The sequence below is a fragment of the Pseudomonas sp. MS01C9 genome (assembly GCF_058202755.1).
Window position 1 is genome coordinate 6,032,249 of sequence record NZ_CM177073.1, and the last position, 13,408, is coordinate 6,045,656.

Below are 13,408 nucleotides of genomic sequence, written 5' to 3' on the forward strand. Positions count from 1 at the left end.
GAACGCCTGTCGGCGATGGCATCTGGGAGAACCGGCAACCGGTTGCGACAACGACGTCCACAGCAAAGAAAAATGTCATACGTTCCTTCTCAGAAATTTGTCAGTGCTGCCCGGACAAACGCAACAGGCACGCCTGGGTTGGTGCAGGTCCGCGCAAACAGCCGCGCAGTACGGGTTAACGGGCGAATCGTGGGTGCATGGCGCCGCCACCCGACAGCGGACTCGCGACTGTCGGGCGGGCTGGATGCCAGGCGGGTTTCACGGGGTCTTGCAGGTGCTGTCGCGACAACATCGCAAGCCGGACGATGGGCTCGGGACGCTCATTCAGGCTCGCTTATCGCGAATGGCGCAGTTGATGTCCGACACGATGTGCCCATCGGCCAGCTTGATGATCCGGTCGGCCAGTTGGAAATACTGGTCGTCATGGGTGATGATCAGGACCGTCTTGCCGCGGCGCTTGAGGTCCGGCAGCAGTTCCTCGTAGAAGAACTTCTTGAACGGTGGGTCCTGGTCGGCGGCCCATTCATCGAGCACGTAGACCGGCCGGTCCTCCATGTAGGCACATACCAGGGCCAGGCGTTTCTGCTGGCCATAGGACAAGGCCTTGAGGGTCGAATAACCGAGTCCCTCGATCTTGATCTTGTCAGCCAGGCCGAGGGTCTCCAGGTACTTGCTCGCCAACTCCGGATTGCCTTCCTCCTCGTCGGGTCCGATCAGGCGGTTGAACAGATGGAAGTCGGAAAACACTGCGGAAAACAGGTCCCGGTATTCGCTGCGGCTTTCATCGGTGATCGTGACACCGTCGAGCAGCACCTCGCCGCTTTGCGGGATATAGAGCCCGCACAGCACCTTGGCCAGGGTGCTCTTGCCGCAACCGTTGCCACCGACGATGTAGATCAGTTCACCCGATTGCACCGTCAGGTCGATGGGGCCAAGGGAGAAGCCGCTTCCGGCATGGGGATCCTGGTAGTGCATCCGCACGCCTTTCAACTCGATGCTGTCCCAGGTTTTCTTGTGCTCCAGCAGATGCACTTTCGGGGCCTCGACGGCCACGGGTTCGGGATGCGGATCGTTGATCGCGAAACCGAACTCCGCGAGCCGGGTGCAGGCGACCCGGCCCGCCGCCAGCACCGGCATCGCCCCCACCAGCAGCGACAGCGGCCCCATGATGTAGAGCACCGCCAGCACACTGGCCGTCATCACCTTCGGGTCCACCGCGCTGACCAAGGGCGCGGCGAACAACAGGCAACCGATCAGCAACGACAAAGTGAACTGGCCCACGTTGTCGGCCGCGGTGTACCACACGCGCTCGACGAAGTTGTAGCGCGCCACCCGGGTCGACGATGCCTCGATGGCGGAACGGCCGAACCAGCGACGGCGAACACCGTTGAGCTTGAGTTCCTTGAGACCGAACACCAGGGCATGGGTGTATTCATTGAACGCTGTGAATTCGTCCCGGACCCGATTGGTGGAGCGCACGCCACTGGCGAAGAAGAACAGGTAAAGCCCGACGCCCAGGACCATCAGCGACACCGTCAAGGCCAGGACCACCCACGACAGGTAAGCCAGGTAACCGATGCCGAACAGGAACACCGTCATTTCCACCAGTACCGTGGGCATGACCACCAGCGTCGTGTTCAGCTGCGGGATATCGTTGGTCAACATGGTCAACACGTTGGGCGGGCCACGACGGTCCACTTCTTCCAGTGGCGTGGCGAGGATCTTGCGGCACAACGCGATGCGCAACCGGGTCATGATCCGCATGCTGGCATAGGCCGGGAACAACGCGGCGCCGTTGCGCAGGATCAGGGCCGTGGCACTGAGCCCGATGAACCAGTACAAGGCCTGCAGGCGGTTGCCGTCGTTATGGATCGCCTGGTTGATCACACTCACCACCGCAATGGACGCGACCCCACTGATGACACCGCAAATCAAGGTGAAGAACGTCAGCCAGGGATGGTTGCGCCACAGCAGACGCATGACCGAACCGGGCCTGGTCTTCTTCTCTTTCTGGTCTTTCATGGGTTGCTATCCTCGAATGGGCTCGCGAGCTGGCTCACGCCGGTTGCCAGACATCGCCCCTGGCGGTCATCTCGCCCATGGCCACGACAATCAGGCGGGGCTCCTCGTATGGGTCCCGGGCGTGGGCGGCCAGCATGTTGTCGAGCATGACCACATCGCCCTTGCGCCAGGCGAACCGGACGGCGCAAGCCTCATAGGCCTCCCCCACCAGCGCCATGACGTCGTCCTCGATGGGTGTTCCGTCGCCATAGCTGACCATGCGTGGCAGGCGATCGGCGCCGAACATGTCCAGCAGGTCCTCGCGCATTTCTTCGCCCAGGCAGAACGGATGGTGCAGTTGCACCTGGTTGAAGAACCCCGGTTCGCCGGTCAGCGGGTGGCGGATGACTGCCGGGCAAAAGGTACGTACCTGCAGGGTGTCGGCATCGAGCCACTCGAAATCGGTGCCCTGCTCGCGGCAACGCTGTTCGACGGCGGCACGGTCGGTGGTGCCGAAGAACGATTCCCAGCTGGGCTCGACGCCGGCGGTGAAGGTACGGCTGTACATCAATCCCTTCTGTTCGAAACGGGCCACCACCTGCTCGGGCAGCCGCTGCAGCACCTGCCGGATGTCGGCCAACGGCGTCGCGCCACCGACCCGAGAGGGTTGCTCGCAATAGAACCATTGCTTGCGCGGCCAGCTTTCCAGGTGCGAGCTCTCGTTGTGGTACAGGATCATTTCCCGCTCGGGATAAGGCGTGGAGCGATAGACGTTGCGTCCGCCCTCTTTCTTCGGCAGGTCGCCGTAGCTGCCGTGCAGGCCGGGGGACAAGGCTTCGGCGAAGGCTTCGAAAGCCGGGACCGAGGCCAGGTCGAAGCCACGAAACAACACCGCGCCGTGGCGACACAGCAGCGCCTCGATCGCCCCTCGATGCTGGCCGGCCCACTGCGCCGGGTCCAGGCCCGGGTCGTTGGGTTCAACCACCACTGGCAGGCTCAGGCCATCGGCGAGCAGCGACAACCTGACCGCCCCGTCGTCCTGGCCGGGCCAGGCCAGCGTGTCGGCCGGCGCGTCATCGTCCAGGACGGGCGCAGCGTTAGTTTGAAGACTCATGCATCACTCCTGACTTCTGATCCGCGGATCCATGTCTTGGGGGCAAAACCAATACGCCCCACTGTCGGGCAAGGATAAAAACATTGATCGCCGGGGATGTCTGGCACCGCAAACCGGGACAGACCCGGCACACCGCGTCACGCCGGACCGACCGCCTGGGTCGGTACGCTTGCCCAGGCCACGCGGCCAGGTGCCTGGGCGGATCCGCAGGTGCCACGCCGTCCTGCGCCAGCCAGCTTGCCCACCCTCGCGGTCCGCATCGTCCTGCAGGTTCGTCGCTGTTTCCGCCCTCGGATCGGCATTGACCGATTTGTCCCCATTTCCCGCGACAGACGCAGGCACGGAGTCGGTGCTGAAATGCGCCAGCTGCGATTCGCACAGGCATATCAAACGATCCCGTGGGCCGCAGTGACGTCTCGAGTGCAACGGTTTTCGCAACTGCGCAAATACGCTGCACCTGGCAATTAACAGGAGCGTTAGTCATGCCGATTAAGAACACTGGCGGATCGGTCAACCCCGCGCCAGCCCCCCTCACGCCCGGTGCATTGCTGCATGAAATCTTCGCCGCCCGGGCCCGTGAATTCCCTGAGCGAACGGCGGTATCCGATGCCACTCGCTCGTTGAGTTACGCGCAACTGGATGCGGCTTCGTCGCAACTGGCGGCCCGTCTTCGCCAGGAAGGCGTGAAGGACGGCATGCTGGTGGGGATGTGCCTGGCGCGTAGCGTCGACCTGGTCATCAGCCTGCTGGGCATCCTCAAGGCCGGCGGCGCCTACGTCCCGGTCGACCCGCAGTACCCGGGCAAGCGCGTCGAACACATCGTGCGCGACAGTGGCATGAGCCTGTTGATCGGCGACCTCGCCGACCTGCCGCAGAGCTCTTCCCTGCGCGTGCTACCGCTCGCCGAGCTGCTGGCCGGCCCGACGCTGGAGCCGGTTGCCGAGGCCGAACGTCGTGACCCCGACAATGCGGTGGCCTACGTCATCTACACCTCCGGTTCCACCGGCGAACCCAAGGGGGTGCTGGTCGCCCATGGCAATGTCAGCCGCCTGCTGGAAAGCACACAACGCGAATACGCCTTCACCGAACATGACGTCTGGTCGATGTTCCACTCCATCGGTTTCGACTTTTCCGTCTGGGAGATCTGGGGTGCCCTGGCCCACGGTGGTCACGTTGCCGTGGTGCCTTACGATGTCTCGCGTTCGCCCGCGGCCATGCTCCAATGGCTGGCCGGCCAGGGCGTGACCGTCCTGAGCCAGACACCGTCGGCGTTCCGCGGCCTCGATGAATCCGACCGCCAGGCCGGCGCGCCGTTGGCGCTGCGCTACGTGGTGTTCGGTGGCGAGGCACTGCCGGCCACGGTGCTGCGTCCCTGGGTGGAGCGCCATGGTGACCAGAAACCCGCGCTGATCAATATGTACGGCATTACCGAAGCCACCGTCCACACCACCTTCAAGCGCGTGCTGGCCCAGGACCTGGAGAGTAACGCGATGGTATCCATCGGTGCCCCGCTGGACGGCTGGCGCCTGAACCTGCTCGACGCCAACCAGCACCCCGTTCCCCAGGGCACGGCCGCAGAGCTGTATATCGAAGGCGCCGGCGTGGCGATGGGTTATCTCAATCGTCCGGCCCTCAACGCCGAGCGCTTCGTGCAACTGCCCGGTGGTTCCGGTCGTGCCTATCGCACCGGAGACCTGCTGGTACTGGGCGATGACGGCGAGTACCGCTATGCCGGCCGTTGCGACGAACAACTGAAGATCCGCGGTTTCCGCATCGAGCCGGGGGAAGTCGAAGCCTGCCTGCAAAGCAGTCCGGCCGTGGCCGCCGCCCACGTGGCCGGTCACGATTTCGGCGATGGCGACTGGCGCCTGGTCACCTATGTGGTGCCGACCCAGGGGGTGCAGGCCTGGAACGAACAGACGCGCAGCGAAGTCGCCGCCCTGGTGGCCGCCAGCCTGCCGGACTACATGCGCCCCTCCGCCTACATCCCCCTGGCGGAACTGCCGGTGACCGCCCACGGCAAGATCGACAGGCAACGCCTGCCCGCACCCGAATCCATCGCCGCCACCGTGCACCACACCAGTGAAGGCCTCACCGAGCAAGAGCAGTTCGTGCTCAAGGTCTGGTCGCAGGACATCGGCCTGAAGAACATCGGCCTGAACGACGATTTCTTCGATTTCGGCGGCACTTCCCTGGCCCTGATCCGCTCCCTGAGCACCTTGAAGGCCCATTACCAGGTCAACCTGGATCCTGGCGTGCTGGCCAACGGTGCGACCGCCAAGGTATTGGCCGATTGCATCCAGCGCTCCCTTGTCCAAGCCCATTGACCGAAAAGGAACAGCCCATGAGCAAGAAATTCGCCTTGACCCCGGAAGAACGCGCGTCCTTCGAGAAGAACGGCTTCATCGGACCATTCGACGCCTATTCGCCCGAAGAAATGAAAGAAACCTGGAAGCGCACACGCCTGCGCTTGCTCGACCGCAGCGCCGCGGCCTACCAGGATCTGGATGCGATTTCCGCCGGTACCAACATCGCCAACTATGACCGCCACCTGGACGACGATTTCCTCGCCAGCCACATCTGCCGTCCGGAAATCTGCGACCGCGTCGAAAGCATCCTCGGTCCGGATGTGCTGTGCTGGCGCACCGAGTTCTTTCCCAAGTATCCGGGCGACGAAGGCACCGACTGGCACCAGGCCGACACCTTCGCCAACGCCTCGGGCAAGCCGCAGATCCTCTGGCCGGAAAACGAGGATTTCGGTGGCACCATCACCGTCTGGACCGCATTCACCGACGCCAACATCGCCAATGGTTGCCTGCAGTTCATCCCCGGTACCCAGAACAGCATGAACTACGACGAAACCAAGCGCATGGCCTACGATCCCGACGCCAACAACAGCTCGGTGGTCAAGGACGGTGTGCGCCGCGGATTCTTCGGCTACGACTATCGCCAGCTGCAGATCGACGAGAACTGGAAGCCCGACGAGTCGGCCGCGGTGCCCATGCAGATGAAGGCCGGCCAGTTCATCATTTTCTGGTCGACCCTGATGCACGCGTCCTACCCCCACAGCGGCGAGTCCCAGGACATGCGCATGGGCTTTGCGTCGCGCTACGTGCCGTCCTTCGTGAAGATCTATCCGGACTCCGACCACATCGAGGAATACGGTGGGCGCATCAGCCTCGAGAAGTACGGCGCGGTCCAGGTGATCGGGGACAAGACCCCGGAATACAACCGCCTTGTCACCCACACCACCCGAGGCAAGAAGTTCGAAGCGGTCTGATTTTTTCTGTGCCATACGACAGTGGCATGCGCAACGTGCCTGACAGGAGTCCCCAATCCATGACTATTTCCACTGACGCAGCGACGCGCCTGTGCGAGACCGTGAGGATGCTTAGGCACCTTGCCATCCATTTGCCCGACCCCATCTGCCTGAGCTTCCTGGCCCAGGGGGACGGGTTGCCTCCCGAGCAGGCCTCGCCCAGCGTGAGGGCCACGGAACGGGCGGTCAGTGCCGCCTTCGCACGGATCGGCGTCAAGGCCGTGCAATACGTGCATGACGGCGAGGCGCAACTGTCGTCCTTCGAGATGTTCATCAGCAAGAAAATCTGCCAGGCCCTGGAATTCACCTATGACCATTTCGACGAGTTCGAAAGCGTCAAGCGTTTCGGGCGCCTGGTCAGGCACTTCGATTTCAGCGGTGCAGTGCCCGAGGTAGAGACAGTACACCTGATCACCCGGGACAACGTCGCGCTGTCGGTGCACTCCAGCGCCGACCGCCAGCGCCCGGCGATCGTCCTGGCACTGCCCTGCGGCATGCCGTTCGACCTGTGCCGCGACTGGTTCAATGCCCTCAGCGAGCGATTCTTCGTGGTCACCTGGGAAACCCGGGGGTTGTTCGGTTCCTGTACTTCGTTCGATCAACTGTCGGTGGATACCGACGCCCAGGTGGGCGACCTGATCAATGTGATGAATCACTTCGGCCTGTCCAATGCCCACCTGATGGGCATCTGCGGCGGCGCGGTGATCGCGCTGAGCGCCGCTGCCCTGCACGGCGACCGGGTGAACTCCCTGAGCCTGTGGCATGGCGACTACAACCTGGGCGACAACAGCCTGCGTACCGCCCACCAGCAGAATTTCGAATGGCTGATGGAGTCGGCCGCCGTGGACCGCAACGAGGCCAGTGACCTGCAAGCGCTGTTCCTCGACCAGGCGACACTGGCGACCATCCCGGACTCCATCGCCCATGCCGCGCTCTATCCCTACGTCAACGAAGAGCTGTTCTATCGCTATGCGCGGCTCAACGATGCCTTGAACAAGACCGAGCTGCCGCCACGCCTGGAACGCATCAGCGTGCCGACCCTGGTGGTGGCTGGCGATGCCGACGAAACCACTCACATCGGTGGTTCCCAGCGTATTGCCGAATCCATCAGCGATGCCCTGCTGCACGTGGAGCGCAACGGCAGTCACCTGGCGTTCTTCGAATCGACCCAGCGTTCGAAACAAACCGCATTCAAATTCCTCGAGTCGACGTTGGAATCGATGGCCGTCTGAGGCTGGGATTCAAGACCTGGACAGAGTGCCGACTCTTGAGGTTGGCGCCCTGTGCTGACCAGGCACATCTTGCTCAAGACGGGCTGACACGCTCGATTCTTGCCATCTTCAACGATCTCGGCGAAGCACAGGTCTTTGCGAGACTTAGCCATAATGATGGCTTCAGTCAGCTCCTGGCGCAGGATGGCGGTGCTCAAGCCGCCAATATCCCCAGACAGCAATATCGTTCAATACGCCAGCCGCACAATCCAGGATTCTGAACCCCCGTTCATAACCGAAGTGCACCGCTCATGCGTTCCACCCTTTCGCCTTGCCAGGCTTTCTGGAAAGGCTCGATGGCTGTGATTCCATTGTCCCTGGCCTGCGCTCCCTGGGGCTTGCTGGTTGGATCATTGGCGATCGATGCCCGGATGACGCCTCTGGAAGGCCAAGGCTTCTCGGCCTTCGTTTTCGCCGGCGCCGCCCAGCTCGTGGCCATTGGCATGATCAAGACAGGGGCCAGCCTGCCCTCGATTCTCGTGACGACCTTTCTCCTGACGTCACAGCACCTGCTCTACGGTTTGCACATGCGCGCCACCCTGTCCTCGCTTTCTTCGCGATGGAGACTAGGTCTGGGCTTTCTTTTGACCGACGAATTCTTCGCGCTGAACAGCCAGTACGATCAAAAGACATTCAGCCGCTGGTTTGCGCTGGGCGTCGGCCTCAGCTTTTACCTGGCCTGGAATGTGTTCACCCTGGCAGGGATCCTGCTGGGCAAGAGCATTGCGAACCTTGAGTCGCTCGGGTTGGAATTTTCCATCGCTGCAACCTTCATCGCGTTGATCACCCCTGTGGTGAAATCGATCCCGACGGTCGTGTGCGTGCTCGTATCCCTTGCCTGCTCGGTGCTGCTCAGTTATTGGCGTTGGGAGTCTGCGCTGGTGGTATCGGGGTTGGCTGGCATGACGGCGGGCTTCGTGTGCAAGCGGCTCCTGGAGGGACGCCCATGATCCTTGCCGTTATCGTGGGGATGGGTGCGATTGTCTTCCTGAACCGCTACCTGTTTCTGGAACCGCGCTTACCGTTTAGACTCAGCCAAGGCACGCGGGATCTGCTTTCCTACGCAGTGCCGGGGATGCTGACCGCCATCTGCGGCCCCATCATTTTCCTCCCAGGCCAAACGCTGAGCCTGAGCGTTTTGAATCCGTATCTGTTGGGTGGGTTCTGCACCATGGTTCTCATGCTCTGGACGGGACAGGTGCTGACGAGCGTCCTGGTCAGCATGGGCTGTTTCTACCTGTTCAGGTCAATGCTCTGAGGTGAACCGTGGCCGGCAAGATTGAAAACGCACGTTTCTGGCAAGCCTCAAGCCTGGGTGGCGTGGAATTGCTGCACGCTCAATATTACCAGCAACGCTTTACCCCTCACGTTCACGACAGTTTTGTCATCTCGGTCATCGAGTCGGGGGCGCAGCGGTTTCGGCATCGAGGCAGTGAACACGTTGCCCCCCTCGGTACCGTGGTCTTGATCAATCCGGACGAGGTGCATACCGGCGCTACCGCCCATGACGAAGGATGGCGCTACCGAGGTTTTTACCCCACGTTGACGCAGCTTGCCGAGGTCCTGGCTGAGCTGGAAATACGCTTCAACGGCTCTCCTCGCTTTATCAGCAGCGTCGTGACCGATTCACAAGTGGCACGTGCGTTCAGTAACGTTCATTTGTTTGCAGAACATGAGGCTTCAGCATTGCTGCAGCAAACCGCCTGGAGGGAAGCGGCGCTGATGCTGTTCCAGCGGCATGCCAGGTTAGGCCCGGTCGCTGCGCCAGGGAACGAGCCTGTAGCGGTGCGTAGAGCCAGGGAAATACTGCTTGAGCACTTGGCGCTCCCCCCTTCCCTTGAGGCGCTTGCCTCCAGCGTCGGCCTCTCCCCTTTTCACTTTGCCCGAGTGTTTCGCAAGGCAACCGGCCTGCCTCCCCATAGCTGGGTCACGCAAAAGCGCCTGGCGTGTGCGCAAGTGTTGTTGAAGCAAGGCACTACGCCATCAAGGGTCGCCGCGGAGCTCGGTTTTGCTGATCAAAGCCATCTCACCAGGCAGTTCAAACAGGCTTTCGGCATAGGGCCAGGCGCTTACCGGTCTGCGATGGTGAGGTGATGCAGCAGGCCGGTGGCGACCTGCGCGTTGATGAGACGCAACAGCCTGGCGGCCCGGCGCAGGGGTCATGCAGTTCGTCGTCGATGTTCACAATGCCCATCGATCGCACGGGATACGTTTCATATGAAGCCAGGTGCGGATACGTAGATATCGTGATGCCGGGACGACGTTCTCACTTCAAGGGAAAGCCTGCTCGCGGTGACGTCGACCGACACTCATCTTCACGAGCAGACTTGCACTCGCCCAACCAGGTGGACCTCATGCCGCCATGTGCTTCTCGCGATAGAACTCAAGATAAAGCACAGTGCGGTGAGCACGAGAAGCATTGACGGCGAAGTGGTCCAGGGAGCCGTCGAAGATCACCAGGTTGCCGTTGGTGCTCTGGTTGAAGCTGCCGTTGACGTTGAGGTAGGCATAGTTCTGGGTGGTGGGCGCATCGATGGTCAATTGCATGTGCAGCAGGCCCTCTTCCCAGGTGCCCGTGTGGGAGTGGGTGCCGAGGAAGACGTTGGGCTCCATGCGCAGCAATGCACAGAGCTTGATGCCGGGGATCTTGCTCAACAGCTCGATGGTCCCGGGCATGGCCGCGCGGGCATAGGGGATCGGGGTGTCATAGGCGACCAGGCCGTATTGGGTCCATTCCGGCATGACATCCATGTCGTCCCCCCAGCCCCAGAGCCAGCCATATTCACCGCCGGCTTCCATGTGCGCGGTCACTTCATCGACGATCTCGGTGATCGATTTGCCCACGCGGTTGATGGTCAGGGTCGGCGCATCGAGGGCCAGGAATTCCTCGCGGATCACTTCCCAGTTATCGGCGAGGTTCTTGAGGTGCGGAAAACGGCTGGAATCATAAAACGACGGGCGCATAGGTGCTCCTTTCAATGAGGGTTGTCGATTCCGATGGCGGTGGCGATACAGTCCCGCACGCCCGGAAAGCGGGCACGGCAGGAGCGTCTGCAAAGGGTGACCCAGCGGGCCTGGCCTGTCTGTCACGGGAATCCGGTACAGCAGCCGGGGCGGGCATTACAGGGGCTCGACCTGGGGACCATCGGCCATCCGCGCGGTGGCCTGGGGCGTGGGTGTCTCGTCCAGGCGACGCATCGGGCCGTAGAGCAGGACGCTCAAAGGCAGGAGCGCAAACAGCGCGCCGGTCACCACGAACAACAGGCCCACGCCTCGCCCGGGGCCGACCCCGAGCCAACGGCCGATGGAATCGGCATACGGGCCGCCCGGCAGCAGCGCCGGCTGGAACCAGTGATCCACCAGCAAGCCACCGACGATGACGGCCAGGCTGGTGCTGGCAATGGTCAGCATGCTGATCAGCGCGAACACGCTGGCGCGGTTGCCAGCGGGAATCCTGCGCATCCACAACGAGTTGACGCTGGCATCGGCGATGCTTGCCATGGTGATCGCGACGAACGCCAAGGCGCAGTAGGCGACGGCTTGCGATACCACGCCCAGGGCGATGACACAGCCGGCCAGGAGCAGATCGGCCACCGCCACCAACGCCATCAGGCGTCGCGGATTGCCCATGGAAATCAGCAGCCCCGCCCCGGCCAGGCCGCCCAGGGCGGCCCAGGTATAGGCCATCCCCAGGGTCTGACTGCCCAGGGTGGACAGCAGCAACGGCGTCATCATCAACGTCGCCAGCGCCAGTACCGCGCCGCGCATCATGGTGTACACCAGCAGGCCGGCCATCAGGCGCTCCCTGGCAAAGAACCTGAGCGCCACGCTGACGTTGCCCACTGCCCCTGCGAACACCGTGTCCTTGGGCGCATCGTCGGGATGGGTCGACGCGCCGCGGACGTGGGAGAACGCCTTGATCACCAGCAGCGTGCCGGAGCAGAACGTCAGCAGGTCCACCGCGAGGATCGTCACCAGCCCGGCCTTCGCCATGATCGCCCCCGCCACCAGTGGCGCCACCAGGGCCGAGGCGTTCTTGCTGATACTGATCAGCCCTGAGGCCCGGGTGAATTTTTCCGGGGCGACGATGGTGCTGACGGCGGCCTGGTACGCCGGTTTGCGAAAGGCGCTGACGATGGAAGCCAGGCAGTTGAAGATGTACAGGTGCAGAGGTTCCAGGCGTTCGAACCAGAGCAACGCCATGACGCCCAACAACAGCAATGCCAGGCTCACATCACAACAGACAATGATGACCCGGTGACTGATCCGGTCAGCCAGCCCGCCGGCCAGGGGCAGGAACAGCACCGCCGGCAACGTGGCCGCCAGCACCACGTTGGCGAACGCCACCGCCGAGCCGGTATGGGTGTACACCCAGACGCCCAGGGCGAACTCCATCAGCGCCGTGCCCACCACCGCCAGTGACTCGCCGCACCAGAGGAAATAGAAGCCTCGGCCCAGATCGAATCCGCGGCGCTCGCCCACGCGACTCATGTGCGCACGTCACGCGGCGTGAAGACACCGATCAGCCCGTTCAGCAACCGGTAGGCCAGGGAATACGCCACCGCGCCGAACACCAGGGGCGCGTAGCGGGAAAACAGGTAGGTGCGCAACACTCGCCTGGCGATGGGCGAGCTGATGTCGCCACTGACATGCAGTGGCGTCGGGAACGTCGCCGCGACAGTAGCGCCGAAGGCGTCGTCCATCGACTGCACCGCATGCCACCAGTACACCGGGATGTACAGGGCATCGCCCGGCTCCACCACCGCGCGCAAGGCACGCAAGTCGCGGGTACCGGGGAAGCGACCGGTGTCAATGTCGTACAGGTAGCCGGCCTGTTCGATCACCGGTCGCAACGCCCGCCAACTGGTCTGGTCCGGTGGCAGCAGCAAGACCTCCTTGGCCCCGACCACCTGGGCCATGAAGGTTTCGTCGGTGACATGGAAATGCCAATCGGTATAGGAGTTGCGATACAGGAAGCTGCGATGGGGCGGATAGGCCCGGGTCTTGCCCAACTGCGGCATGAACGGCAGGCCGCCGACATCGGCCTTCATCGACTCGATGGCCGAGCCTTCGGAGAAGCGGCAGCTGTCGGCCACCAACGGTGAGTCACCCTGGCCCAGGGCCTCGAGGAACTGGTGGAACGGCATTTCCCGGTAGACCGTATTGGCGTATGCGGTCAGCTCGGCCTTGACCTCCGGATTGGACCAACCGATGACCTCGGAAACGATCTGTGAACGGACCACCACCGGGCTGTTTCGTGAATGGGCCTTGAGATAGTCCAGGCGCTTCCATTTTTCGAATGCCGGCCAGTGGCGCACGGCATTCCTGATCAGGCAGGGACGGTTGCGATTGACATAGAGCCGGGTGAAATCGGCTTTGGAAATCGCCAGTGCATCGATCACATCGACCGTTCCTGCCTGGGGGTGATTGGGAAAACGGGACAGGCTCCAGAACTTGGAGACCGGGCGATCCGATTCGGCGACCAATGGCATTTCAGACCCTCGCAAGCGCTTTCAGGGTCGTTGGTATAACAGACTCCCTCGACCTCGCCCAAGCACCGCAAAGCCCCGTTTCCCGACGTTGTCCCTGCTTCCCATGACAGACATCACCCATCGGATCCTCTAATTTTTTCCCACCTTGTGAAGGGACACCGGGCGTGACCGGACGGCAGCCCGGCCCATCGACGAGCCACGACACCGCCCC

General features: G+C 62.6%; 11 protein-coding genes. 6 read left to right on the top strand and 5 right to left on the bottom strand.

Annotated elements, in window-relative coordinates:
• Nucleotides 1-324: 324 nt before the first annotated feature.
• Both AC1M7R_RS26700 and AC1M7R_RS26705 read right to left on the bottom strand, forming a co-directional pair.
• On the bottom strand, nt 325-2,022 hold the full coding sequence (locus AC1M7R_RS26700) for a cyclic peptide export ABC transporter (protein WP_072459703.1): 1,698 nt from the start codon (nt 2,020-2,022) through the stop codon (nt 325-327).
• 34 nt (nt 2,023-2,056) lie between these two features.
• Nucleotides 2,057-3,115, bottom strand: coding sequence for a TauD/TfdA family dioxygenase (locus AC1M7R_RS26705; RefSeq protein WP_341966132.1), 1,059 nt, complete (start codon nt 3,113-3,115; stop codon nt 2,057-2,059).
• Nucleotides 3,116-3,597: 482 nt separating this feature from the next.
• On the opposite strand from AC1M7R_RS26705, the gene syrB1 reads away from it, so the two are divergent.
• The 6 genes from syrB1 to AC1M7R_RS26735 all read left to right on the top strand — a co-directional run bounded on the left by syrB1 (nt 3,598) and on the right by AC1M7R_RS26735 (nt 9,799).
• The gene (gene syrB1 / locus AC1M7R_RS26710; protein WP_341966131.1) at nt 3,598-5,442 is read left to right on the top strand and encodes a syringomycin E biosynthesis L-threonine--[L-threonyl-carrier protein] ligase SyrB1; all 1,845 of its coding nucleotides are present in this window, start codon (nt 3,598-3,600) and stop codon (nt 5,440-5,442) included.
• 17 nt (nt 5,443-5,459) lie between these two features.
• Complete coding sequence (gene syrB2 / locus AC1M7R_RS26715; RefSeq protein ID WP_072399266.1) at nt 5,460-6,395, top strand: syringomycin E biosynthesis L-threonyl-[L-threonyl-carrier protein] 4-chlorinase SyrB2; 936 nt, start codon at nt 5,460-5,462, stop codon at nt 6,393-6,395.
• A 59-nt stretch (nt 6,396-6,454) separates the two neighbouring features.
• Nucleotides 6,455-7,666, top strand: coding sequence for a syringomycin E biosynthesis aminoacyltransferase SyrC (gene syrC, locus AC1M7R_RS26720; RefSeq protein ID WP_072399265.1), 1,212 nt, complete (start codon nt 6,455-6,457; stop codon nt 7,664-7,666).
• A gap of 290 nt (nt 7,667-7,956) precedes the next feature.
• Nucleotides 7,957-8,655 carry an AzlC family ABC transporter permease gene (locus tag AC1M7R_RS26725; RefSeq protein WP_072399264.1) on the top strand — a complete coding sequence of 233 codons (699 nt, stop codon included), beginning with the start codon at nt 7,957-7,959 and terminating at the stop codon, nt 8,653-8,655.
• A complete protein-coding gene (locus tag AC1M7R_RS26730; RefSeq protein WP_072399263.1) occupies nt 8,652-8,963 on the top strand; it encodes an AzlD domain-containing protein in 312 nt (103 codons plus the stop codon). The genes AC1M7R_RS26725 and AC1M7R_RS26730 overlap by 4 nt, the downstream gene beginning before the upstream one ends.
• 8 nt (nt 8,964-8,971) lie before the next feature.
• On the top strand, nt 8,972-9,799 hold the full coding sequence (locus AC1M7R_RS26735) for an AraC family transcriptional regulator (protein ID WP_123595895.1): 828 nt from the start codon (nt 8,972-8,974) through the stop codon (nt 9,797-9,799).
• A gap of 258 nt (nt 9,800-10,057) precedes the next feature.
• Here AC1M7R_RS26735 and AC1M7R_RS26740 read toward each other — a convergent pair whose 3' ends face one another.
• The 3 genes from AC1M7R_RS26740 to AC1M7R_RS26750 form a co-directional block, all read right to left on the bottom strand.
• Nucleotides 10,058-10,669: an aspartyl/asparaginyl beta-hydroxylase domain-containing protein gene (locus AC1M7R_RS26740; RefSeq protein WP_072399261.1), complete on the bottom strand. Its 612-nt coding sequence runs from the start codon at nt 10,667-10,669 to the stop codon at nt 10,058-10,060.
• Nucleotides 10,670-10,825: 156 nt separating this feature from the next.
• Entirely contained in the window at nt 10,826-12,196 is a 1,371-nt protein-coding gene (locus AC1M7R_RS26745) for an MFS transporter (protein WP_083526402.1), read from the bottom strand.
• Nucleotides 12,193-13,197: a cupin-like domain-containing protein gene (locus AC1M7R_RS26750; RefSeq protein ID WP_123595894.1), complete on the bottom strand. Its 1,005-nt coding sequence runs from the start codon at nt 13,195-13,197 to the stop codon at nt 12,193-12,195. The genes AC1M7R_RS26745 and AC1M7R_RS26750 overlap by 4 nt, the downstream gene beginning before the upstream one ends.
• Nucleotides 13,198-13,408: the final 211 nt, after the last annotated feature.